This is a genomic window from Mesorhizobium sp. M0626, assembly GCF_040320665.1.
Lineage (GTDB): Bacteria > Pseudomonadota > Alphaproteobacteria > Rhizobiales > Rhizobiaceae > Mesorhizobium.
Window position 1 is genome coordinate 81,473 of sequence record NZ_JAMYQD010000008.1, and the last position, 24,420, is coordinate 105,892.

General features: G+C 62.5%; 22 protein-coding genes. 12 read left to right on the forward strand and 10 right to left on the reverse strand.

Annotation, left to right across the window (positions count from 1 at the left end):
* Positions 1–22: 22 nt before the first annotated feature.
* From NKI37_RS11695 to NKI37_RS11705, 3 genes are all read left to right on the forward strand, one after another.
* Positions 23–508, forward strand: coding sequence for a hypothetical protein (locus NKI37_RS11695; RefSeq protein ID WP_027049258.1), 486 nt, complete (start codon positions 23–25; stop codon positions 506–508).
* A gap of 164 nt (positions 509–672) precedes the next feature.
* On the forward strand, positions 673–2,112 hold the full coding sequence (locus NKI37_RS11700) for an aldehyde dehydrogenase family protein (RefSeq protein ID WP_352794445.1): 1,440 nt from the start codon (positions 673–675) through the stop codon (positions 2,110–2,112).
* 15 nt (positions 2,113–2,127) lie between these two features.
* A complete protein-coding gene (locus NKI37_RS11705; protein WP_027049260.1) occupies positions 2,128–2,709 on the forward strand; it encodes a DUF1349 domain-containing protein in 582 nt (193 codons plus the stop codon).
* 19 nt (positions 2,710–2,728) lie between these two features.
* On the opposite strand, the gene NKI37_RS11710 is transcribed toward NKI37_RS11705, so the two are convergent.
* Entirely contained in the window at positions 2,729–3,508 is a 780-nt protein-coding gene (locus NKI37_RS11710) for a helix-turn-helix transcriptional regulator (RefSeq protein ID WP_352790836.1), read from the reverse strand.
* A gap of 110 nt (positions 3,509–3,618) precedes the next feature.
* Here NKI37_RS11710 and NKI37_RS11715 point away from each other — a divergent pair, with 110 nt between their 5' ends.
* From NKI37_RS11715 to NKI37_RS11735, 5 genes are all read left to right on the forward strand, one after another.
* The gene (locus tag NKI37_RS11715) at positions 3,619–5,778 is read left to right on the forward strand and encodes a hydantoinase/oxoprolinase family protein (RefSeq protein WP_352790834.1); all 2,160 of its coding nucleotides are present in this window, start codon (positions 3,619–3,621) and stop codon (positions 5,776–5,778) included.
* A 12-nt stretch (positions 5,779–5,790) separates the two neighbouring features.
* Positions 5,791–7,995 carry a hydantoinase B/oxoprolinase family protein gene (locus NKI37_RS11720; protein ID WP_352790833.1) on the forward strand — a complete coding sequence of 735 codons (2,205 nt, stop codon included), beginning with the start codon at positions 5,791–5,793 and terminating at the stop codon, positions 7,993–7,995.
* Complete coding sequence (locus NKI37_RS11725) at positions 7,992–8,477, forward strand: acetone carboxylase subunit gamma (protein WP_023745194.1); 486 nt, start codon at positions 7,992–7,994, stop codon at positions 8,475–8,477. Before NKI37_RS11720 ends, NKI37_RS11725 begins: the two co-directional genes overlap by 4 nt.
* A gap of 95 nt (positions 8,478–8,572) precedes the next feature.
* A complete protein-coding gene (locus NKI37_RS11730) occupies positions 8,573–9,400 on the forward strand; it encodes an SDR family NAD(P)-dependent oxidoreductase (protein WP_352790830.1) in 828 nt (275 codons plus the stop codon).
* A gap of 288 nt (positions 9,401–9,688) precedes the next feature.
* On the forward strand, positions 9,689–10,972 hold the full coding sequence (locus NKI37_RS11735) for an O-antigen ligase family protein (RefSeq protein WP_023689977.1): 1,284 nt from the start codon (positions 9,689–9,691) through the stop codon (positions 10,970–10,972).
* Between the two features lie 10 nt (positions 10,973–10,982).
* Here NKI37_RS11735 and NKI37_RS11740 read toward each other — a convergent pair whose 3' ends face one another.
* From NKI37_RS11740 to NKI37_RS11750, 3 genes are all read right to left on the reverse strand, one after another.
* Positions 10,983–12,074: an acyltransferase family protein gene (locus NKI37_RS11740; RefSeq protein ID WP_023711268.1), complete on the reverse strand. Its 1,092-nt coding sequence runs from the start codon at positions 12,072–12,074 to the stop codon at positions 10,983–10,985.
* A gap of 178 nt (positions 12,075–12,252) precedes the next feature.
* On the reverse strand, positions 12,253–13,476 hold the full coding sequence (locus NKI37_RS11745; RefSeq protein ID WP_032894632.1) for a polysaccharide biosynthesis/export family protein: 1,224 nt from the start codon (positions 13,474–13,476) through the stop codon (positions 12,253–12,255).
* Positions 13,477–13,694: 218 nt separating this feature from the next.
* Positions 13,695–14,372 carry a sugar transferase gene (locus NKI37_RS11750; RefSeq protein WP_023668816.1) on the reverse strand — a complete coding sequence of 226 codons (678 nt, stop codon included), beginning with the start codon at positions 14,370–14,372 and terminating at the stop codon, positions 13,695–13,697.
* 607 nt (positions 14,373–14,979) lie between these two features.
* Between NKI37_RS11750 and NKI37_RS11755 the strand changes: the two genes are divergently transcribed.
* A complete protein-coding gene (locus tag NKI37_RS11755; protein WP_023711266.1) occupies positions 14,980–15,252 on the forward strand; it encodes an exopolysaccharide production repressor protein in 273 nt (90 codons plus the stop codon).
* 47 nt (positions 15,253–15,299) lie between these two features.
* On the opposite strand, the gene NKI37_RS11760 is transcribed toward NKI37_RS11755, so the two are convergent.
* The 6 genes from NKI37_RS11760 to NKI37_RS11785 all read right to left on the reverse strand — a co-directional run bounded on the left by NKI37_RS11760 (position 15,300) and on the right by NKI37_RS11785 (position 21,013).
* A complete protein-coding gene (locus tag NKI37_RS11760) occupies positions 15,300–17,135 on the reverse strand; it encodes an ABC transporter ATP-binding protein (RefSeq protein ID WP_352790828.1) in 1,836 nt (611 codons plus the stop codon).
* Positions 17,136–17,140: 5 nt separating this feature from the next.
* Positions 17,141–18,109 carry a phosphoenolpyruvate carboxykinase (ATP) gene (locus tag NKI37_RS11765; protein WP_352459278.1) on the reverse strand — a complete coding sequence of 323 codons (969 nt, stop codon included), beginning with the start codon at positions 18,107–18,109 and terminating at the stop codon, positions 17,141–17,143.
* On the reverse strand, positions 18,109–20,025 hold the full coding sequence (locus NKI37_RS11770) for a lasso peptide isopeptide bond-forming cyclase (RefSeq protein ID WP_352790826.1): 1,917 nt from the start codon (positions 20,023–20,025) through the stop codon (positions 18,109–18,111). Before NKI37_RS11770 ends, NKI37_RS11765 begins: the two co-directional genes overlap by 1 nt.
* Before the next feature lie 3 nt (positions 20,026–20,028).
* Positions 20,029–20,403 carry a lasso peptide biosynthesis B2 protein gene (locus NKI37_RS11775; protein WP_245263585.1) on the reverse strand — a complete coding sequence of 125 codons (375 nt, stop codon included), beginning with the start codon at positions 20,401–20,403 and terminating at the stop codon, positions 20,029–20,031.
* A 25-nt stretch (positions 20,404–20,428) separates the two neighbouring features.
* Positions 20,429–20,698, reverse strand: coding sequence for a PqqD family protein (locus NKI37_RS11780; protein ID WP_245261370.1), 270 nt, complete (start codon positions 20,696–20,698; stop codon positions 20,429–20,431).
* 162 nt (positions 20,699–20,860) lie between these two features.
* Positions 20,861–21,013: a lasso RiPP family leader peptide-containing protein gene (locus NKI37_RS11785; protein WP_023684233.1), complete on the reverse strand. Its 153-nt coding sequence runs from the start codon at positions 21,011–21,013 to the stop codon at positions 20,861–20,863.
* A gap of 484 nt (positions 21,014–21,497) precedes the next feature.
* On the opposite strand from NKI37_RS11785, the gene NKI37_RS11790 reads away from it, so the two are divergent.
* The 3 genes from NKI37_RS11790 (at position 21,498) to NKI37_RS11800 (ending at position 24,310) form a co-directional block, all read left to right on the forward strand.
* A complete protein-coding gene (locus NKI37_RS11790) occupies positions 21,498–22,622 on the forward strand; it encodes a nucleotidyltransferase family protein (protein ID WP_023831204.1) in 1,125 nt (374 codons plus the stop codon).
* A 142-nt stretch (positions 22,623–22,764) separates the two neighbouring features.
* Positions 22,765–23,787 (forward strand): glycosyltransferase family 2 protein, encoded by a 1,023-nt coding sequence (locus tag NKI37_RS11795; RefSeq protein WP_023703574.1) that lies wholly within the window; start codon positions 22,765–22,767, stop codon positions 23,785–23,787.
* A 214-nt stretch (positions 23,788–24,001) separates the two neighbouring features.
* Positions 24,002–24,310, forward strand: coding sequence for a hypothetical protein (locus NKI37_RS11800; RefSeq protein ID WP_488500351.1), 309 nt, complete (start codon positions 24,002–24,004; stop codon positions 24,308–24,310).
* The last annotated feature ends 110 nt before the right edge of the window (positions 24,311–24,420 follow it).

Genomic DNA, 24,420 nt, shown 5'->3' on the forward strand with positions numbered 1-24,420 from the left:
GGGCCTCAAAGCAAGGAACGGCATGAGCAAGGCCCTCATTACATTCGCATTGGTCGCGGTGCTCACCGCATTGCTCATGGCGCTCAGCCTGGCGGTGGCCAGGCACGGCTATCCCTATGGCGCGATCGGCGTGCGGCGGCTGGACGGTATTGCCGATGCCGGCTCGTTCCTGCCGCTCGCCGCCGTCTACTTCTTCAGCGCTATGCTGATGATGATCCTGCCGATCCGGGCCGCCGGCATCGTCTTGACCCATGCGGCGGATGCGCTGTTCTGGGCGGTGATTGCCCTGTTCGCCACAATTGTCGGCTGTCTCGTCGCGCGCTGGGCTTTTGGCCAGAGCAGCGTGCTGTGGGCGCTGCTGAACTGGCGCTTCCTGTTCGCCGCGGCCATCGTCGGCTGCCATTTCACCATGAACGAGCTGCGCCGCAACATCCTGCTCAGGAGCTTGTTCTTCGTCATCTTCGCCGCGGCGACGCTGGCTTGCCTGTTCTGGACTTTTCCGACCTGACAGGGCCGCTTCATATTGTCCATCTTGAGGTCGCGGCTTTCATAGCCGCGCGCCATCGGCTATCCAGTCCGCAGCCAGATTTCAGCCTCACGGTCTCGTCATTTGTCTGATAAATAATTCAGGCATACGGCACCCCCAGCGAACCAATACAAGGAAACCGCGACATGAGCCTGTTTCGTAAAAATCTGATCGATGGCGAGTGGGTGGGCGAGGCCGGCTCGCGCAACATCAATCCCTCGAACACGGGCGATGTCGTTGGCGAATATGCCTCGGCCGGCGCCGAACAGGCAAAGCAGGCCATAGCGGCGGCCAAAGCCGCCTTCCCGGCCTGGTCGCGTTCGGCGCCGCTGGTGCGCCACGCCGTGCTGAAAAAGGCGTCGGACGAGATCATGGCGCGCAAGGACGAGATCGGCCGCGCGCTGTCGAGCGAAGAGGGCAAGAGGCTGTCCGAGGGCATTGGCGAGACCATCCGCGCCGCCCAGATCTTCGACTTCTTCGCCGGCGAGACGCTGCGCCTGTCGGGTGAATTGGTGCCCAGCGTGCGCCCGGGCGTCGGCGTCGAGATCACCCGCGAAGCCGTTGGTGTGGTCGGCATCATCACGCCGTGGAATTTCCCGATCGCCATTCCCACCTGGAAGATCGCGCCGGCGCTCGCCCACGGCAACACCATCGTCTTCAAGCCGGCCGAACTCGTTCCCGAAAGCGCCTGGACCATCGTCGACATCCTGCACCGCGCCGGCCTGCCGAAAGGCGTGCTGAATCTCGTGATGGGCAAGGGCTCGGTGGTCGGCCAGGCCATGCTTGACAGCCCCGACCTCAACGCCATCACCTTCACCGGCTCGGTCGGCACCGGCAAACGCGTCGCCGCCGCAAGCGTCGAGCATATGCGCAAGTTCCAGCTCGAAATGGGCGGCAAGAACCCGATGGTCGTGCTTGATGACGCCGACCTCGCCACGGCGGTCGAATGCGCCATCAACGGCGCCTATTTCTCGACCGGCCAGCGTTGCACGGCCTCTTCTCGCCTGGTGGTGACCGAGGGCATTCACGACCGCTTCGTCGCCGCGCTCAAGGAGCGCCTGGAAAAGCTCGTCATCGGCGATGCGCTCGACACCAAGACCCAGATAGGACCGGTCGTCGATGCGAGCCAGCTCAAGCAGGACGAGGACTACATCGCCATCGGCAGCCAGGAAGGCGCCAACCTCGCTTTCGGCGGCGAGCGGCTCGATCGCGAAACGCCCGGCTTCTACCTCCGGCCGGCGCTGTTTACCGAGAGCACCAACGCCATGCGCATTTCGCGGGAAGAAATCTTCGGCCCGGTCGCCAACGTCATTCGCGTCAAGGACTATGACGAGGCGCTTGCGGTTGCCAACGACACGCCCTTCGGCCTGACCTCCGGCATCTGCACCTCTAGCCTCAAGCATGCCACGCATTTCCGGCGCAATTCCGAGGCCGGCATGGTGATGGTCAATCTGCCGACCGCCGGCGTCGATTTCCACGTCCCGTTCGGTGGCCGAAAGGGATCGAGCTACGGCCCGCGCGAGCAGGGCCGCTATGCCGCGGAGTTCTACACCACGGTGAAGACAGCCTATACATTCGCCGGCTGATCGACGGGTGACCCGATGGCAGCGGCGAAAGAGGACCTGACCTGGCTCAACCCGCCGCCGCACCATGCCTTCGGCGATGGCATCGTGCATGTGCGCACCGGCAAGGAGACCGACTTCTGGCGCGAAACCTTCTACGGCTTCTGGCGCGACAATGGCCATTTCCTCTACCGGCCGGTCGACGGTGACTTCAGCGCCGAAGTCACCGTCAAGGGCGACTACAAGGTGCTCTATGACCAGGCCGGGCTGATGCTGCGGCTGAGTGAAACGCACTGGATCAAGGCCGGCATCGAATACACCGACGGGCTGGCTTACTTTTCGGTGGTGGTCACCAACGACACCTCGGACTGGTCGCTGCTCAGCATTCCCACCGGCCCCGACGGCGTGCGCATCCGGCTGACCCGCCATGCCGAGGCGATCCGCATCCAATATCTTGATACCATCGATGGCAAGTGGAAGCCGGTGCGGCTGGCTTATTTCCCGATCTCCAAATCCGTCGATGTCGGCATGATGTGCTGCTCGCCGCAGCGCGAAGGGTTTGAGGTAACATTCTCCGGCTTTACTGTCGGCCCGCCGATTTCCAGGCAATTGCACGACTGACGGCCATATCGATGGCGGACTAACCGTCTGCCCGATGCTGGAAGAACTGCAAAAACAGCTCCCGTTCGGTGGTGATGTCGAGCTTCTCATAGATGCGGCGGCGGTGGTTCTTCACCGTGCCGACGGCGATGCCGAGCCGTTCCGCGATGTTGGCGGTCGGATGTCCCGCCAGGATCAACTGCACCAATTCCCGCTCGCGCAGCGACAGCTCCGGCCACAGGCTCGCCGGGATGGTCGGCTCCTGCCGGGGCGAGGCGCCGGGGCCGGTCGGCGCCGATGTGCGGGAGAACTCGGTGCCGCGCGCCTGGATGTCGAGCGCATGCAAGGCCTCGAACACCGGCAGCCGCTCGTCCAGCAGGGCGATCTCGCTCTCCTTGAAGGTGGAGGTCGAGCGGTCGAGGAAGATGCCGAGGCACCAGTCGCCGCCATCGGCCAGCATGATGCCGACCTCGTCGCAGATTTCCGACTGCGCCAGGAAGCCCGCTATGTACTGGCCGCGCTTGGCCTCGTCATCGGCAAGCCGCTTCAGCGGCAGGATGCCCAGCCTCTGCTCACGCCGCCACGGGGCATAGAACGGGTCGAAGACGTAGTAATTGTCGAGATAGCGCCGGACCATCTCGTCGGAGAAGCGCCGGTGCTTGATGAATTCCGGCGTCTGCGTCGCCGAATATCGGGTCACGGTGACGAGATCGTGCTCGATATCGGCGCCGATCAGGTCAATCAGGCAGTCGACATGCCTGTCCGTACCGGTGGCGGCAATCGCCCTGGCGAGCGGCCCCCAGATATTGCCCATGCGCATGCCCTTTTCTCGGCGATCCCGGTCCGGCGGTCATTGTGTCTTTTGGCATATGGCGCAAGGCCGCCCAAGGAATCTAGCTTGAGCCATCCTAGAGCAATCCCGAGGCGGCCGTGACCCAACCCAACCTCACCAGCCCCATCGTCGGCAATCCAATCGTCATCGGCATCGACGCCGGCGGCACCATGACCGACACGATCCTTGTCGACCAGGACGGCCACTTCAAGATCGGCAAATCGGCAACCACGCCCAAGAACGAGGCCGAAGGCTTCCTCGCATCGGCCGAAGACGCGGCCGACGCCTGGGGCATCTCGCTGGAGCAGCTGTTCTCCGGCGTCAACGTCGTGCTCTATTCCGGCACCGGCATGCTCAACACACTGTTGTCGCGCACCGGGCGCCGGCTGGGCCTGATCACCACCAAGGGTCTGGAAGACATGATCCTGATGGGTCGCGGCCTGCAGGCCTGGGCCGACTATTCCTATGCCGACCGGCTGCATGCGGTGACCCACCACCATCCCGATCCGCTGGTGCCGCGCCGCCGCACCCACGGCGTCACCGAGCGCATCGACCAGTTCGGCGACGTCGTGCTGCCGCTCTATGAGCATGAGGTCGCGATTGCAGCCAGGAAGCTGATTGCCGGCAAGGTCGAAGCGATCTGCATCATGACGATCTTCTCGCACGTCAATCCGGTGCACGAAAAGCGCATCGCCGAGATCTGCCGCGAGGAGGTGCTGAAAGCCGGCGCCGACATCCTCGTCTACACCAGCCACGAGGTCCGCCCGGTCATCCGCGAACAGTCGCGGCTGAACTCGGTGCTGATCGAGGCCTACGCGACGTCGCGCGGCCGCAAGCAGCTCAAAGGCATCGAGGACGTCTCGAAGAAATACGGCTTCAAATACGGCGTGCAGACTTTGCTCTCCTTTGGCGGCCTGACCTCGATCAATCATCCGCGCCTGCACGAAACCATGATTTCGGGCCCGATCGGCGGTATTCTCGGCGCGGCCTATGTCGGCAAGCTCATCGGCAACGACTCCCTGATCTGCTCGGACATGGGCGGCACCTCCTTCGACATGGGCGTCATTTCGCGCGGCCAGACGCGGATCGAGAACGAGCCGCTGATGGACCGTTTCAAGCTCAACGTGCCGACGTTGCATCTCGACACGATCGGCGCCGGCGCCGGCATGATCCTCAAGGTCGACCCGCTGACCAAGAAAGTCTCGCTCGGGCCGGAAAGCGCCGGTTCCGACCCCGGCCCCATCTGCTTCGCCAAGGGCGGCACCGAACCCACCATCGCCGATTGCGACGCCATACTAGGCCGCCTCAACCCGTATTATTTCCTCGGCGGCAAGGTCGTCTTGCAAGTCGAGAAGGCGCGCAAAGCGTTTGAGGAAAAATGCTCCAGCATCCTCGGCGTCGGGGTAGAGGAGGCGGCCGAAGGCATGATCGACATGCTGGAAGCCGATGCCAACAACGCGCTGCGCCGGGTCATTTCCGGCCAGGGCATCCATCCCTCGGAATTCACGCTGCTGTCCTATGGCGGCTCGGGTCCGCTGCATCTGGCCGGCTGCTCCAGGGGCATCGGCTTCAAGGACATCATCACCTTCCAGTTTGCCGCCGCCTTCTCGGCCTTCGGCTGCACCACCGCCGATTTCATGCGCCGGCACTCGGTGTCGACGCAGCACGACATCGGGGCGCGGGCCAGCGATGACGAATTGATGGCCTTCGGCAAGAAGGTTACCAATGTCTGGAACGACCTGACCAAGGCCGCGGTCGACGAAATGATCACCGACGGCCATATCAGAGACAAGATCAAGACCGTGCCGTTCCTGATGATGCGCTACACCGGCCAGCTCGAGGATGTCGAGGTCATGGCACCGCTTGCCGAGGTCAATTCGGCTGACGACATGCGTAGGGTCATCGACGAGTTCGAGGCGGTCTACGCCAAGGTCAACCATCGCGTTTCGCGCTATGGCGAAGCCGGCTTCACCATCACCGAACTCGGATTGATCGCCACCGCCGACAAGGTCAAACCGGTGCTCTTGAAGCGCCCGCTCGGCAAGTCGGCCCCGGCAGCAGCGCACAAGGGCGTGCGCGAGGCCTATATCGGGGGACGCTGGCACAAGGCCAATCTCTTCGAGATGGACCTCCTGCAGCCCGGCCATGAGGTGATCGGTCCGGCCATCATCGAACATCCCGCCACCACGCTCGTCGTTCATCCGCAGGACCGTGTCCACGTCGATGAGTGGACGCTGCTGCATTACACCCATTCTTGAAAGGGCACCGCCATGTTGGACAAACCTGCCTCGGCCCTGCGCCTTCGCGAACGGCTGCTCGATTCAGAACGGCTGATGGAAGAGACCGGCTGCTATGACGGCATCACCGAGCTCACGCTACGCAACCAGGACCCGCTGAAATTCGAGACGCTGCACACCAAGCTGCGCGCCTATTGCGTCTCGGCCCGCGAAATGGCCCGCCGCATCTCGGCCTCGCCCGGCGTGCGCGAAGTCGGCGAAATGGTGGTGGCGATCTATACGCCCGAGGGCGATGCGATCGCGCTGTCCAACGGCATCATGGTCCACGTCCACACCATGAGCCGCTTCATCAAATGGATGATCAAGAACAATTACGAGGAAAACCCGAAGATCCGCGAAGGCGACATCTTCGCCAACAACGATGCTTTCATCGGCACCGTGCAAGTGCCCGACGTCATGGACGTAATGCCGATCTTCCATGAAGGCACGCTGGTCGGCTGGGCCGGTGCGGTCTGCCACGAGCTCGAAGCCGGCGGCATCACGCCCGGCGGCGACGTCTGCCTGGCGCAGGAGCGCTTCACCGAAGGCCTGTTCGTCTGCGCCGAAAAGATCGGCGAGAATGACGAGATCCGCCGCGACTACGTCATCCGCTGCGAGCGCAATCTGCGCATGCCGATCTACTGGGTGCTGGACGAGAAGGCCAAGGTCGCCTCCTGCATCGACATGCGCGAAAGCGTCAAGCAGCTGATCTCGGAGATCGGCCTCGACTACTGGATGAAGGTATCGAAGGAGTTCATCGAGGAGGGCCGTCGTGCCCAGCTCGCCCGCACCCGCCAGCTCACCGTGCCCGGCATCTATCGCGGCCACACCTTCTACGGCCATGTCACGGCGGGCAAGCCCGGCTTCCAGCTGCTTGGCGATCCCGACTGGCTCTACAATATCCCGATCGAGATGGAGATCACCACCGACGGCAAGATCACCATGGACTTCGAGGGCACGCAGCCCTGGGGCTACCATTCGATGAACTGCACGCCGGCCGGCATGGATGGAGGCATGTTCGTCACCTTGACCCAGCACATGAATTTCGAGGGCCTGGTCAATGACGGCGCCTGGATGGCGACCGAGCTGAAGCTGCCGCACGGCACTTGGACCAACCCCGACAATGAGATGGTGGCGACCGCCACATCCTGGGCGCTGCTGCTGCCGGCCTATGGCGTGTTCCAGCGCCTTTTGTCGCGCGGCTTCGTCGCGCGCGGCTTCGTCGAGGAAGCCTTCGTTGGCCAGGTCAACAGCCCGATGATTGAGATGGGCGGCGAAAGCCAGTACGGTACGCCGTTCGGCATGGCGCATTTCGAATGCGCCGCCGCCGGCTCCGGCGCGCTGGCCATCGCCGATGGCCTCGACACCGCCTATGTCGGCTGGAATCCGGAATCCGACATGGGCAACATTGAGGTCTGGGAACAGTCGATGCCGATGGTCTATATCGGCCGCTCGATCATGCCCAATTCGGGCGGCGCCGGCAAATATCGCGGCGGCTGTTCCTTCGTCTCGACCTGGCTGATCAACAAGACCTCGCACCTGCGACTGCACACCTCGGAACACTCCTCGCGGGTATTCGACAATGGCGGCATGTGCGGCGGTTATCCCGCGCCGACCTGCCAGAAGCATCGCGCGGTGCGCAACTCCAACATCCACGAACTGGCGGCAAAAGGCGAACCGCTCGCGCATGCCCCAGGTATCGATCCGCATGTCTCCGACTACGAGAAGAACATCGGCGGCGACCATGCCGTGGTCGAAGGCCCCTACATCACCTCGCCGCACAAGTCGGGGGACATCTTCAGCCATTCCTACAATGGTGGCGGCGGTTACGGCGACGTGCTGGAGCGCGATCCGGTCAAGACCGCCTGGGATGTCGAGAACGGTTTTCTCACCCGCCAGGCGGCGATCCAGATTTTCGGCATCGTGCTGAAGGACGACGCCGAGGGTTATCCGGTTGCCGATATCGACGCCACCGTCGAACGTCGTGCCGCCATGCGCAGAGAGCGTCTGGCCAAGGCGATCCCGGTTTCGGACTGGATCGCTGCCGAACGCGGCCGTGTCGAGAAGGCCGACTTCGCGCCCGAGGTGAAGAAAATGTATGCCAGCGCGATCAAGCTGTCGTCGCGCTTCACCAGGGATTTCAGCGATTTCTGGACCGTCGACGCCAGATCGATCTTCATGCCGGGAGCAAAGCCATGACCTCGTACAGCAAGGAAGTCCTCGGCGATCTCTCAGCCGGCAAGCTCCCCTGGCCTCAGACAAAGCGCATCATGAGCGCCTACAAGGACGACGACCGCTTCTTCAAGATGCTCGCCGTCTATCAGGACCGTGTCACCTGGAAGGACCCGATCCTGCTGCCGGTCTCGGATCACCTGTTCATCTGCCAGAGCGGCGACGAGCGCATCACCCGTTGCGAATGCGGCCACTCCTTCGGCGACTACCGCAAGAACTGGAAGCTCAAGGCTGCGATCAACGTGCGAAACACCGAGGAAGCGCTGCGCGAGATCTATCCCAACAGCGATATCCCCGATCCGCAATGGATGGAAATCCGCGAATTCATCTGTCCGGAATGCGGCACCATGCACGAGGTCGAGGCGGCGGCACCCGGCTATCCGATCGTGCATGATTTCGAACCCGATCTCGAAGGCTTCTATCGCGAGTGGCTGGGCAAACCGCTCTAGCGACGTGGTGACCAGCGCTGCAGGCAAGGTAGCGCTCGTCACCGGGCTGGGTCTAAGACTATCGCATCAAACATCGTATCGGAGATTCACTGCCCATGACAGACCTTTCCGGCCGCAGCGCGATCGTCACCGGCGGGTTTTCCGGCATGGGCTTCGCGATTGCGACGGCGTTGGCGCAAGCCGGCGTCAATGTAGCGGTCGGCTCCTACATCGCCCCCGCCGGCGCCGAAAGAACCGACGCCGCCTACTATCCCGGCGCAGATGAAATCGAGCGCGTGCGGTTGGCCCTGTCTGCCCACGGCACCAGGGTTTATGCCGCCCATCTTGATGTCCGCGACAGCGAGGTGACCAACCGGTTTGCGGCTGACGCGCAGGCCGCCATCGGCCCGGCCGACATACTGGTCAATGCCGCGGGCACCACCGCCGAACAGCCGGTCTGCGGCCATTCCGACGCGCTGTGGAACAAGATCGTCGACACCAATCTCAGCGGAGCGTTCCGCGTCACCCGAGCTGTGCTGCCCGGCATGATCGAGCGCGGCTGGGGCCGTATCGTCAACATCGGCTCGACAGCGGCTTCCGTCGGCTGGAAGGACAACCCGGCCTATTGCGCCTCGAAGGCCGGGCTGCTCGGCCTTACCCGCTGCGTGGCGCTGGAAGGCGCCGCGCACGGTGTCACCTGCGTCATGATCAGCCCCACCTGGGTCGAGACCGAACTGATGCGCCGCAACGTGACGCAGGTCGTCGAGCGTGAGGGCAAGGGCAGAACCGCCGAGGAAGCGATGGCCGAGATCGCCAAGGGCAATCCCCAGCAGCGCATGCTGCAGCCGCAGGAAATCGCGGCACTAGCCGTGTTCCTGTGCTCGGATCTGGCCAAGGGCATCACCATGGAAAACATTCAGGTCACCGGCGGAGCGCTGTGGTAGCTGTCACCGCTTGAATTTTCAAACGAGCGAGCCGTATTAACGCCATTTGTCGGTTGCATGGTCGTTTTGGCCCTGCCCGCGGCAACTTTACCCCTCGCGGCAAATTTACCATTGAGTGACAGGCGATAGAGGTTATATTGTGCACTGCACAATGGATGCCCGCTGATCGGGTCCGGCAAGGGCAGGTTCCGGCGATCTCGCATGTAAGGGCGGACCTGACGCAGAAAAGCCGACCATGGGCGCTTAAGCCCAGCCGAAAGGCGGTAGCATGAGAAATCCGGTACGGATATGAAGATCCCGAAATCCATTCTGATCGATCCGGACAACAACAAGGCCTATGCCGCCTTCGCCGTTGCGGTGTCGGTGTTTGCCTTCGCCTACTCCACCAATTTCGGCCAGATCCTGATCCTCGCCTACTATTTGGTATGGCTGCCGCTGCTGTTCGTCGATTACCGGCGTTTCGCCCGCGATCTCTCCAGCGCCTGGCTGCCGCTGCTGTTTGCGGCCTATGTCTGCCTGTCGCTGTTCTGGTCGCAAGCGGCCGGCACCAGCGCGCGGGCGGGGCTGCAATATTTCTCCCACATGCTGTGCGCCTACATCGCGGCGCGCACCATCAGCACGCGCACGCTGGTGCTGGGCTCGCTAATCGGCATCTTCATCGTGCTGCTGTATTCGCTGAAGGTTGGCGCCTATGCGCTCGACACTATCGACGGCACCACCAATTTCGTCGGCGCCTTCGGCTCCAAGAACCAGATCGGCTTCTTCGCCTCGCTTGGCATCTTCTTCTGCTTCGCTTTTCTGGCCTTCTACCGGCGCAACTGGATGAGCTTCGTCTGGACCGCGCCGATCATCCTGCTGTCGGTCTATATGCTGGCGATCGCCCACTCGGCGACGTCGGTCGCTTCGCTTCCGGCGGTGATCGGTGTCGTTGCCTTGCTTGCCATGAGCAAGGTTCTGTCACGCCGCTACCGCCGCGTGCTGTTCGTCGTCGGCGCTACCGCGCTGGTCGGCGGTGTGATGGCTGCGCTGAACCTTGGCCTGCTCGATGTCGTGCTCGGCATCTTCGGCAAGGATTCGACGCTGACCGGCCGCACCTATCTCTGGGAACAGGGCTGGGCCGCCGCGCAGCAGCGTCCGGTGCTCGGTTATGGCTATGCCGCCTACTGGATCCAGGGTTTTGCCGATCCGGAACGGCTCTGGGCCGAGTTCTACATCTCCACCCGCACCGGCTTCCATTTCCACAACACCTATATCGAGACGCTGGTCGAGCTCGGCTTCATCGGCGTGACGATGCTGGCGCTGATCATCCTGCGCTCCTTCTGGGGCCATGTTTCGAAGGTGGTGTTCGGTGACTGGAGCGCCGATTCAGTGGTGCTCGCCGGCGCGGTCGGCATGATGCTGATCCGCTCCTTCTTCGAGGTCGAGATCCTCGGCCCCTATTTCATGGCCTCGTTCATCGTCTATTACGGCCTGTTCAAGCTGCGCCCGGTGCCGCTCGCCAGGGCAAGGCGGGCCTATGTTCCGGTGCCGGACGAGAACACCGCCAACGGCCGCATGCCGGCGCGCGTCTGACTTGCTTATCTCAGGCGACGGCGCGCTTGCGCAGCATCAGCCGCTGCAGGAAGCGGCGCAACGGCTCGTCATAGAGGCGCGTGGCGATGTCGGCGATGACGATGACGGAAACCGCCATGACGATGCCGAACCAGGGATGATGCGCGAACGGGTCGATCGCTGCGGCCTTGCCCGCCCCGGCGATGATCATCAGCAGCGGCGTGTGGATGATGTAGATTGGGTAGGAAATCCGCCCCAGCCAGCCATAGAGGCCTGACAGGCGCGGCGCCGTCGGCGCAATAGTGCCGACCACCACCAGCGCCGGGAAAACAAAGACGACGCAGGCGAGATCGTAGGCGACGCGCGCGCCGCCGACCGGCGCGATGGCAAAGACAACGAGCGTCAGTGCGATCGCGGCCTCTATCCACCAGCCGCGCCGCAGAAAGCCGAGCCCGCTTTGATAGCGTGTCATGGACCGGCAAAGCAGCACGCCCAGGAAGAACGAGAAACAGACGCGTGGCAGGCCGCTGATGATAGTCGATCCGGTCATGCCGAAGTCGAGGGTGCCGGCAATGATAGAGACGACCACCAGCAACACCAGACTGACGGCGATGAGCGTGCTCAGCACGCGTTTCGTCAGCAGGAAGAAGACGGCGACATAGGCTATGTTGACGATCAGCTCGAAGAACAGCGACCACGACGCGGGGTTGAGCGGAAAGATCGTGTGATAGGCATCGCTGACCAGCGGGATGAAGAACATGCCGGTCGTCAGCATGGTGCCGATCTCGGAGATCGGCATGTATTCCGCCGGAATCAGCCGGTTCTTGACGACGAGATAGAAGAAACCGAGCAGCGTGCCGGCGAGGTAGAGCGGGTAGAGGCGTATCAGGCGGATCGCCACGAAGGTGCCGACGCCCATGCCGTTTTCGATCTTGCGGTCATAGGCATGCGCGATGACGAAGCCGCTGAGCAGGAAGAACAGGTCGACGGCCAAATAGCTCGACGGCAGCACCTTGCCGGCGGCCAGGAACGGCGAGAAGTGGTAGAGCATGACGCTGATCGCCGCGACGCCGCGGATGGCATCGAGATTGAGGTAGACGTGGCGCGGTGCGGCGGGCTGCATGGAATGCCTTCAAGCGGTCAAAAAAACGGAAGTTCCCGCCCGCACCCTGGCGCGAACGAGCCGAACTGGTTCCTCCCGCCTCCATCGCGCGGGCCTCGCCGAGCGAGCCCGAGCGCTAGAGCAATTCCGGGAAAAGTGGGAAACGGTTTTCCGTCCGGAATTGCTCCAAACAAACAGGTTACTGGCTGGCCGTCGGCGCCAGCTTCACCTTGATGACGTCGCCCGGCAGCACCGGCGTATCTTCCTTGGCGTCGATCTCGCTGGTCTTGCCGTCCGTCACGCGCACCAGCGAATAGATGAGCGCCGGCTCTTCATTGTGGTTTGTGATGGCGGCGGTCGTGGCCGGGTCCGATGCCTGGGCCATCAGGCCCTGTTGCATGTTGACCCTGAGTGCGGCTTCGTTGAGGTCTGCTTCGACCTGCTGCCGGTCGGCGGCAAGTCTCGAGTTCAACGTGTTCTGGGCATCGATGGCATCCTGCGTCGCCTTGCTGACCGACTGCTTGGCGGTGAGGATCGCCGTCTCATAGTCCAGGATCTTGCCCTGCAGATCGGTGACCGACTGTTGCGAGGAAAGCAGGCGTGCGTTGGCGACCAAGCCCTTTTGCGCCAGCGGACCGATACTGTCCGCCTGCTGCTGCGCCAGGTCGACCTGCTTTTGCTGGTTGACGATCTTTTTCTGCAGCGCCTCGATTTCGGACTGCAGGACCCCTTTCAGATCGTCAAGCGCCTGCAGCTTCAGCTTCAACGCTTTCTGGTCGGAGATCAGGATCTGCATTTCGTCGGCGACGATTGTCGCCAGGCGCGGGTCGCCCTCGACTTCCTTAGGCGCCTCGAAACTCTCCTTGCCGGCGAGATCGGCATCGATGCGGGCACGCTTGACGATCAACCGCACGCGCTGGTCGTCATAAATGTCGAAATTGCCCTTGGCGGTGATCAGATCCTTGCCGAGCTGGGTGCCGAAATCGGCGTTGCGCCGGATGCCGCCGGCGATGCTGATCGCCTTGAGCACGGTCAGCTCCGGCACATAGGGAAACTGGCCAGGCGTCTGGATCTCGCCCGAGATGTAGAACGGCCGGAACTGCACCATTTCCACCGAGGCTTCCGGCTTGTCCGACAAGGCAAGCTTGCGCTGCAGGGCGACGCTGATCGCGGTCGCAACCTCCGACGTGGTCTTGCCGGCGGCCGGCAGTTCGCCGACGAACGGCACCGACAAATTGCCGGCTGGACCGACCGAATATTCGCCGTTTACCGCCGACCAGTCACGGAACGTGCCTTCCACCGTCTGCCACTCGGCGACGCGGATGTTGAGCTTGTCCTGCGAGCCGAGCCGGTACTCGTCGGCCATGGCCGGAACCGCGAGCGACAGAGCGAGGCACGTGGCGACGAGCCGTGCCGGCCGCATCGGGCCGGCAAGGCGAAAATACGCTGATATGTCTGTTTTCAACTGAACGTTTCCGATCCGTTTTGGCCCCATCCGCCCGATAGGCCTGCTGCCGAGTGCCTCCTTCGGAACCTGGCAGAATACTATGGCTGCAATGCGAGACCGGCCCATCGCCGAATAGCTTTGGACCGGATTGGCTTCGGGCCGTACCGGCCCGATTGCTGACCAGTTGCGGTCGGTCAGTAGGAACCGCGCGACATCCACACCGCAGGCACGGTCTTGAGGATGATGCGAACGTCTTCGAACAGCGACCAGTTCTCGACATAGTGACGGTCGAACGCGACGCGACTGTCATAGGAGACATCGTTGCGTCCGCTGACCTGCCAGAGCCCGGTCAGGCCCGGCCGCGACTTCAAATAATAGACCGCGGCGCTGCCGTAGATCTCAAGCTCGTCGCGCACCACCGGGCGAGGCCCGACAAGGCTCATGTCGCCCTGCAGGATGTTGATGATCTGCGGCAGCTCGTCGAGGCTGAGCTTGCGCAGAACGGCGCCGACGCGGGTGACGCGCGGATCGTTCTTCAGCTTGCGGGTCGCGATCCATTCGGCGTTGGCTTCCGGATTGGCCGCGAGATAGGCGGCCAGCACACGTTCGCCGTCTTCGACCATGGTGCGGAACTTGAGGCAGGGGAAAATCCGCCCACCGCGTCCGATGCGCTTGTGGCCGTAGAAGATCGAGCCGCCGTCGGAAAGCTTGACCAGAAGGGCCACCATCAGGAACAGCGGGCTAAGCGCCACCAGGCCGACAAGTGAACCGAAAATATCGAAACTGCGCTTCAGCAGCCCGCCGATGGGTGGCGGAAAATCTACGCCGACATGCGAAAATGCCGCATTGGCCGACTTGGCAACGTCCCTCATGCAAAAGCTCCATACGTTGAACGGATGGTTTATGCCACGATACCAAAAAAATGCTGCAGCGCAACACACAATTTCCCATATGGCTGAAATAGTCACGTCAGGAATTGACTAAATAATAAACCCTCCTTGCCCAAATTTTGCCCTTTATGGCGGGTTTGTGACGAATAATTAGCAACCGTAGGAAATGTAATGCATTTTTTCGGCGGGTTTTGGGCAAATCGTCCTTTGCCGCAGAGGGAACGGCTTTAACTGATTTTCGAATCACTGGCTTTGCTAAATTAATCAAGTAAAATACTAATCAACGTTGTAGATTCTACTGTAGTATAAAGCGCATGACGAGTTAGGTCACCACCCCTGCGTGTGCATCGCAGCATGGCGGAGTCCAAGCCGCCGCCAAGCCGAAAATTATTGCAGGTTGCCCTTGCCGTCAGTTTCGCGCCTTAATAGAGTCGCAAATTATTCCTGATAGAGTCTGGATGGGTTGGGAAGGCCGGAAGCAACCGGCCGAAAAAGAGCAGCTAAATAAGCTCGCATGGCGAATGGGGAGATACTCGGGTGGGTAAGTCATCGCTTTTGCATGCTCGGGCCGGTTGACGGGCCGCCGAACATGTCATTACCAAAATTCGTCATTGGAATGGTTTTCGCCCTCGCGATCGTGGTCGCGTGGTCCTATGTCGACGGCGCGACGGTCACCACAACGGTGCTTCGCGTCATCGGCTGCGCTGTCCTCATCCAAGTCGGTTATTTCCTGCTGGTGTATGTTATGATCGCCAGGAGCGCGCCGACATCGGCCGACAGGGCTCGCGACGCCGAAAGAAGCCTCGGCGCCGACAAGGCGGTTGAAGGCGAGAAGCTCTCGGCGAGGCGCAGCGTGCATTGAACAGTCTGAAGCCGCAAGGTCGGCCTCGGATCATCTTGCAGCCGGACTCAGCCTGCTTCGGCCGGCTCGGGTTCCGATTGCTCGCCTGAAAGCATTTTCGACAGGCGGCTGCCGGCCTTCGCTTTCAACCTCTGATATTGCCCGACTTCGACGATTCGTCCGTTTTCGACTGCAACCACCCAGTCGGCGAAGGCGATCATCGATGGCCTGTGCGCAATGGTCAGGATCGTCATCGATCCGCGCAAGCCGTCGATCGATTTGGCGATCAGGGACTGGTTCTGCCAGTCGAGCGCGCTGGTCGCCTCGTCGAGAATGAGCAGCGAAGGTTTGCGCAGCAGCGCGCGCGCCAGCGCGATGCGCTGGCGTTCGCCGCCCGAGAGCCGGACGCCGCGGTCGCCGACCACCGTGTCGAGCCGCAACTCCAGCCGCTCGACGAAGTCGGCGCCATGCGCAGCGCGCAGTGCAGTCCACAGCTCCGCGTCACTGGCTTGCGGCGCGGCAAGGCGCAGATTGGCGGCGATCGTATCGTGCAGCAGGAACACGTCTTGCGGCACATACGCCACCTGGTCGCGCCAGCGCCGGCGGTTGGCCGCGCCGATCTCGACGCCATCGGCCAGGATTTTGCCCTCGCTCGGTTCGAGCAGGCCAAGCAGCATGTCGGCAAGCGTGCTCTTGCCCGATCCTGACGGACCGATCAGCGCCGTTACCTTGCCGGCGGGTAGGCCAAAGGTGACATCGCTCACCACCGGCTTGCCGCCCGCCTCATAGGCAAAGGAGACATTGCGTATGTTGAGCCCGACATCGAGCGACAGCTTGGCATCCGATTCGAGGTTTGCCGGCTCGCGCTCGGCATCGAAACGCGCCTGCATGTCGCGCATCGAGGCATAGGCCGGCAGATTGATCAGCACCTGCTGCGCCTGCATCTGCATGTCCATGAAGCGCGGCGCAATGCGCATGAGCACCAGAAGCAGGACAACGATCTCGGCCAGCGAGAGGTTGAAGCGGACCAAAGCGACATAGATGAACAGGCTCAGACCAATGACGCTGGCGACCTGGAACAGAGCGGTGCCGATGGTGCTGTTGCGGACATAGTTGATGTTGTCGGCCTTCATCTTCTCCAGCGTCGCGCGAAGCTGCGCGTAATAGGTCGCCTCGACATTCAGGCTCTTGGCCACCTTGATGCCGCCGAGGAACTCCGAGACCGTTCGGTACTGCTCCTGGCGATTGCTGGTCAAAACCCGGCCGAAGGCGCTGGCTCGTGCCCGAAACGGCTGCAGCGCCAGGAAGGTGACGATGCCGACGACAATGGCAAACGCCGTCATCACTGTCGAAATGAACAGCGAGACAACGAGATAACCCGCCAGAAGCACGGCGATCTGCACCAGCATCAGCAGCGAGAACGCCGCCGACTGCACGCGGTCGATATCGCCGGTCAGCGCATGGTCGAGATCCGAGATGCGCATGCGCGCGAATATCCCCCACCGCGCCTTGCCGATGCTCTCGAACAGGTTCATGCGCAGGCGATTGATGAAGTCGAGCAGCAGCCGCGCCATGTAGACGGATTTATAACGGTTGAACGCCGCCTGCAGCGCGACAAGCCCGACCAGCAGGCAAAGCACCGTGGTCAATTGCAGCGTTCCGTCCGGCGCCAGCCAGCGCACCCAGTCGCGGTCAGGCAACCTGACCGCGAAATTCTGCTCGGGTCGCCCGACCAGATGCAGCAGCGGCACCAGAAGCAGGATCGAGATGCCTTCGGTCAGGCTTCCCAGGATCAGGAACAGCAATGCCGTGAAGGTCCTGCGCCCGCCGATCCGGGCCATGGCGGCGCCGAAGCCGGCGACATCGCGGTAAAACGAAAAGCGCAGGATCTGCGATGCGGACATGTCAGTCACCGCGGCCCTTTGTCGGCCGCCAGATCGTTTTCGATCAGGGCGACGGCTTCGCCGATACGGTCGAGCCCGGTGGGCACTTCGAGGCGACAGACGCCGATCTGGCTGGCCAGGGCCGCGCATTGGCGAAGATGTGTCGTGGCAAAATCGCCGACCAGGGCTGGACGGCCGAAACGCGTCACATAGGAAAATTTGATGATGGCCGGCAGGGCGCCGATGCCTGGCAGCGGCGTGATCGCTGCCTTGTCGCCGCGCTCGAGGATATAGATCCGGGTCGCCGGCACCGCGTCTGCCGCAAATCCGGCGTGCAGGCGATGCTGCATCTTGTCGATCGCCGCATGCACCTGCGGGCGTATTTCTGCCTGGCGGATGGGAAACGCGGCGGCGGCATCGGCGGCGAGCTTCAACTGCGGAAAACCCGGAACGATCATCGGCCGGTCCGTGAGATCGAGCGCCACGACATCGTCGGTCAGCAATCGATGCCCGGCACGGATCATCGCGCTCGCCGTCGTCGATTTGCCGGCGCCCTTGTCGCCCATGAAGACAGCGCTCTTGCCGCCGACCGCAATGGCGCTGGCGTGCAGGATGAGCAGGCCGCGCTGGTGCAGGAGCAGTGCCATGACCGGACCGAGCAGCGGAAACGCCAGCAGCGCATCGTCGACATCGGGCGCCGGCTCCACCTCGATCCGGCAGGCATCGGTGATCAGGAAGGCGCCGACCGTCTGCCATGCCAAATATTGCTGCCGCGGCTCGAAACGGAAAGCGGTTCCGGTCTCGGGCGAGGGTTTTGGCAGGTCGATCGGGCCGACCGTGATCAGCACATCGACGCAAGCTGGTTCGCTCGGCTCTAGCTCAGGCAGTTCGACCTGCGAAGCGATCGTCAGCCCATAGGCTTTGTACAAGTGCTGTGCGCGAGCAGCAATTGCATGGCGGTCATCAGCGGCAAGAGGCATGTTGGCCGGCATCATCAGTGGCTCCCGCGCTGTTGCACCTGCCGCAGCCACAACGATAGCGAAATCGAACGCCATACATACTGGACATCGGGCAAGGTCGCGGCCTCGGGTTGGCTGGAAATGCGGCCATAGGCGGCGGTCACCTCAGGCAGGTTGACGTAAGGGGCAATCCGCGCCGCATCTTTCACCAGCACCTTGTCCAGGAGATCGCGGTGGTTGCCCAGCATGCCTTTGACCAAATTGGAGGTGAAATCGATCTTGTCGCGCCGCCACTGCACCGCCGGGGGCAAAATTCCTTCCATGGCACGGCGCAACACCGAGCGGCCAAAGCCCTGGTTCAGCTTTTCCGCGCCGGGCAGTGCCAGGCAGAACTCGACCAGAGGCTTGTCCCAGAAGGGGTAGCGCGGCTCGACGCCGAAATTCGCCGCCGCCTTGTCGAGTACCTCGAAGGCGTGCGGCACCATGCCGTTCGACAGCAGCCAGCGATGGGTCAAGGTCTCGCTGGCGCTGACCGCGGGCGACATGTAGCCGGCCCTGCGGAACCGTTCGACGAGGTCGGTACGCATCGCCAGGTCCGGATTGATCAGGGCGCGCCAGCTCGTCGCCGGCCGCCCAGTGGGATGGCGCCGCAATTTGCCAAGCACGCGGTTCGCGAACCGCTTGATTCTCGCGATGCGCCAGGCCGGCCCGTAAAGGGTAAGGAACTGGTAGTAGAGGCCGAGCATGCCATCGCCATAGGTGTTGGAGGCGCTGCGCAGCTCGCGCCACAGCTCCATCCATTTGCCGGCATAGGCGAGTTCGTGCAGATGGCCGTGGCCCTGCGAAACCACCTCGTCGCCTCCATGGCCGTCGAGCAGAACCTTCATGCCCTTGCCGCCGGCGGTCCTGTAGATGTCGCGGGTCAGCGACAGGCCGGGTGCAAGAAACGTTTCTTCCTGCTCCTCCAGGATGCGGTCGAATTCGGCGAAGGGGGCATAATTGCCGACCGAAATCAAAGTGCCGTCGACCTTCTGCTGGCCCAGCACCGCCTCGATGAACGGACGCTCATCCATCGGCGAGCCCTTTTCGAACACCAGCGAGAAGGTCGGCAGCCTCGATCTTTGCTGGGCGGCATTCTGCAGGCCCGCCACGCAGGCGATCGAGGAGGAATCGAGGCCTCCGCTCAGCATAGCACCGACCGCAGGCGTGCCGCGCATGCGGTTGCGGACCGATTGCGAGAACAGATGCCGGAATTCCTCGGCCGTGTCCGATCGCATCGGCCTTGGCGAGGGTTCGATCTGCCAGTAGCGGCGCAGCACCACCTGGTTCCCGGTCACCGTCAGGCTGTGGCGCGCCGGCAGGCGGAAGATATCGGCATAGGCTGTCGACTGCGGATCGTCGGGCAGCCCGGCCAGGAATCCCGAAATCTGGTGTTCGCTGATGCGCATGTCGACGCCGCCGGCATCGAGGATCGGCCCGATCTCCGAGGCAAAGACGAAGCGCCGGTCGCTCGAATGATAGTAGAACGGTTTGACGCCGAAATGGTCGCGCACGCAAAACAGCTGCCGGCGCTCGCCATCCCAGATGGCAAAGGCGAAGTCGCCTTGCAGATGCTCGGGGCAGGCTTCGCCCCAGCGCAGATAGGCGCTCATCACAAGCACGGCGTCGGCAACCGAATTGTCCCGGATGCCGAGCCTGGCCAAGAGTTCGTCGCGGTTGTCCAGCCGGCAATCCGCGGTGATTGCGAGCTTGCCGCCGGCCATGGTCAGCGGGCCGGGGCCGGCTTCATCGGTGGTGTTGAGCCAGGCGTGGCCAAGAACGACGCCCTCGTCGATCCACCACGAACTGCCGTCAGGCGCGCGATGCTGCATGCGGGCAAGCATGCGCTGGATGTCGGCCGCGGCGGCCTGCCTGCCTTCCTGCCTCAGCAGAATTCCGGCGACGCCGCTCATCGCTCACTGGCCGTGGTCGACGAGATGGTTAAACCTGCCAAGCGAGCCGCCGAGCACGATATGGTCGCCGCTGACCAGCCAGGCATGCGCCTTCAACTCGGTGCCGGTATCGCGCTCGATGCCGATGCGGATTTTTGAGGCGTTGCCCTGGCGGGCAAGCAAATATTGGCCGGAAAGCGCTTGGGTCAGACAGCTTGCGCCAGGCACCAGGCGGGCAGCCGCAGCCACGCCCCAGGCGACACGCCTGAGATCGCCGATGTCGGCTGGTTCGCGCGCGTCGAGCCGGGTCACCATGCGGCGCACTTTGTTGTAGGAAAGCAGCGTCAGCCCCAGCCGCACCGACACGACCACCGCAAGGCAGTGGGCGAGAAAGAGCATCTCCGGCCCGCTCAGTGAGAAAGCTCTAGACAAGTTCCTCATCATGGAGCCTCGCAAGCCCGGCGTCCGCCAAGCCCTTCAACAATCCATCGACATCGGCCTTGCAGCGTTCCGGATCGACATTGTAGCGATCCAGCACGGCGCTGCGGATTTCGGAAATCGGCCGCGGCTCCTGGATCAGCTCCCAGATATAGGCGCCGACGCCGTTCAGGCTGTAATAGATGTTGGACCTCATATCGAGCAGCGCTAGGCCGTTGCCGAATTCGCAGGCCACGGCATCCTTGCTCGCGCTCATCCGATCATGGTCCGTGGGGTTCCAGTCCATTCCTAAACCTCGCTCACAACCAACGCCTCGGCAATTCCGGACAAAAACGCGAGAGCCGGGGTTTGACCCCCGACTCTCCTTAGTGCGCTCTGTTTGCAGAGTCCGGACTTTGTCACCCCAACGAGAGAATACTCAGGAGAAGGTGAGTTCGCCGACCGGCGTATGTGCCGGAAACGAGGCGTCGAGTGCCGTAGTACCGCTACCGCCTTGCGTGATGGTCTCGATCGAGCCGTGGACCGTCAGGCTAGGGGTTTCGTACTCATGCTTTTCAACATTCTGTTCCAATTTACTCTCCACTTGTGGACTGGAAGCGGCCTGTCGATTGCCGGCAGCGAGCTATTGCTGCACCGCAATAGCTGCATGGCAGCATTTATGAGTCAAGCCTGATTTACCAGCCGTTAATCAATTCTCGGTTGCGACTCCCTTCAATGGTGATCAAAGCGCTTTGCATTTCACATCTCAGGAGAATTCAGCAGAGTGTCCGAGGCCGTCAACTAAGTATCTGATTTAATTACGTTAAATTTTCCTTCGAATGCTCCTCACTTGGGCGCTGGCGCATTCCCACAAAAATTGTTGCTGACGTACCCGCCACAAGCCCCGATCAGGCGGCGCCTTGCATCTCGTTGTAGGACTGTGTTGCGAAACGTTCAGGTTGCAGGAAAATTGCGCCAAAGGAAAAACTGGACGCGGCGCATGAATTTGGCGATGCTTTGCTTCGCAGTTGCAATATAACGCGCCTGGCGAATTTTTTGCGGAGATGCTGCAGCATATGGCATTGCAGGAAGGGACCTTCGAAAGGTTGCGCGCCGCTGGCTGCGCCGACGAAGTGGCCTATGTGCAGGCTTGCCTGCGGCTGTTCTTCGCCTCCAGGGCGAGCCCCAGCGCCGCGCCTGCACCGGCCATCTCCGTTGCCGATGTTTGCGATATCGCCAGGCTGAACAAGGTCGCCACCTTCATGCTGAAGGCGCTGTCGCGCCCACCGGCGGGCGAGACGCCGCCGGGATTGCTCGAGTGGCTCGACACTTATCGCCGGCGCACAATTGCGATGAACTCGTCCGGCATCATGGATTCGATGGCCATCGACAAGGCGCTGCGCGGCAGCAGCATCGATTTCGTCTTCCTGAAGGGCCCCCTCCAGCAGCAACTGCTCTATGGCGACCATTTCATGAAGCCGTCCGGAGATGTCGACATATTGGTGTCGCCGGCCGGCTTCTTTAGAGCTCGTGATGCGCTGCGCTCGATCGGCTACGAGGTCGCCGGCAAGTCCCGCTCCGTCTGGTGGGTGCGCTTTCTGGGCGAGCAGCACATGGTTCGCAGCCAAGGTCGGAAATTGTCCACCGTCGATCTCCATTACCGGCTCCAGCAGCCGGGATCGCCCAGCCCGCGCGATACGGAAGGGTTCCTGCGCCGCAAGCGCGCGCTTGCGATCGCCGGCTCCAGCGTGCCGTTCATCTCGGCCTCCGACACTTTGCTTCTGTCCTGCATCAGTGTCGCAAAGGCGCTGTTCAACCGCGAGCCATGCGCGGGCTATGTCTGCGATATCCGGGCCGCTGCCAGTCGGCTGAGCGAGGCCGAGCAGCAGACTGTGCTCGACTACGCGGCCGAGCAGGGGCTGGCTGACACCCTGCTGCTGGGCCTGCGCGCCGCCGATGTGCTGCTTGGTGGCGCCGGCACGCTGCTGTCGGATCGGGCCACCAGGATCCTGTCACGCATCGGCAATGAAGACCTGTTCCACATGGTCATCGCGCCGTGGCTGTCGTCGCTCAGATGGCCGCAACGGCGCACCGTTTTGTGGGAATTGTGCGGCCGCGAACCTGTCCGCTATCTGACCGAGGCCGGCTGGGCCGCGTCAGCCGACCTCAGCCGGCGGATTTTCGAGCGGGAAAGCCGGTGACGATGAGGGTCGTCATGCAGCAGGCAGATAACGTTCCGTCCCGATCCGCTGGGGATGGATCGGGGGATGGATCGGGGTCCGGCGCCGCGCGCCGGGAGGGCGAGGGGCCTCGCGACACTTTATGCAATCGAAAGGCCACCCTATGTCCATGACAGAATCCCGGGTCTGCGTGATCATCGCGGCGCGCAACGCGGCCCGGACCATTCCCGCAGCCATCGCCTCGGCGCTGCGCGAGCCGGAGGTGGCGGAAGTCGTCGTCGTCGACGACGCCTCCACCGATGACACCGCAAAGGTGGCCAGCGCTGCCGATGATGGCAGCGGCCGGCTTTCGGTCATCCGGCTCGACGCCAATCGCGGCCCGTCCTTCGCCCGCAATACCGCCATTGCCGGGTCGAAATCACCTTTCATCAGCATTCTCGACGCCGACGATTTCTTCCTTCAGGGACGGTTTCGCCAGCTGTTTGCCAGCGCCGACTGGGATTTCGCCGCCGACAACATCATGCTGATCCGTGACGATACGGCGACCGATGTCTCGAAGATCGTCGCCCCGTCCTTTTCGGCGGACCCGGAATTCCTCGACTTCGAGCGATTCATCGAGGGCAACATCTCCAGACGGCGTGTCCAGCGCGGCGAACTCGGCTTTCTCAAGCCGGTGATATCAAGAGCTTTCCTCGACAGGCATGGGCTGCGTTACGACGAGAACCTGCGTCTCGGCGAAGATTACGAACTCTACGCTCGCGCCTTTGCCCTTGGCGCACGCTTCAAGGTCATCCGTTCCTGCGGCTATGGCGCGATCGTGCGCGCCGATTCGTTGAGCGGGCGCCACAAGACACAGGATCTGAAGCGCCTCGCCGATGCGGATCTGGCACTGCTCGAGATCGACAGCCTGCCGGAAGGCTCCAAGGCCCTGCTGCGCAAGCACGAGCGGCATGTGCGTGACAAATACCGGCTGCGCAATTTCCTCGATGTGAAGGCCGAGCGCGGCATGGCGTCTGCCGCCGCCTATGCGCTGGCCAGCCAGTCGAACTTCATTCCCATCGTTGTCGGCGTGGCCGCCGACAAGCTCGATGCGTTGTTTCGCCACGCCGGTCTGTCCCCGCGGCAGCAGCCGGTGCCGCCTTTGCGCTTCCTCATGGCCGCTACCAACACGGCGGCGCAAAAGTAGGCTCCGCCAAGTCCGGGACGGCGGCCGCAAGGCTGAAAAAATTGCCTTTCTGAAACTCGGAGGTTGCCTACACGCCCCGACGATGGCACTGTATGTTGCGGTGCAGCAATTTTGGAAGGCCAACCGGATGGCTTCAATTTTCGGCTTCAGGTCCAGGGACCCAGCGCGCGACAAGCAGACCGATCTGGCGCGTTTCGACCGTCTGGCAAAGCTGTTGGATCAGATCACGGCCGAGATTGCGGCCGAGAAGACCGGGTTGGAGGCCCGCTACCGGTCGAAGTCCACCAACGCGGCCTTCCTGGTCGAGTCGATGGAGAACGGCTCGGCGTCGGCACGCAAGCTGTCGGAAGTCGGCGAGCTGACGAAGTCCATCCTGAACTGCGAACAGCGCATCGCCGAGCTGGTGCGCCAGACGAGCCGGATGAAGGAACTGCGTCATTCACTCGACGCGATCGTCGGCGAGGATGGCCAGAGTTCTGATTCGCACGGGGAATATGTCAAACCCGCAGGTCGCTTCGGCTGAACACGGTCACACGAGACACAGAAGAGAAAGTTCGGGGACGGAGGATCGGGATCGGCCCGTTAGCAATGTGGGCCAATCGGTGACTTTGGGTTGGGGCGGAACAGCACAAA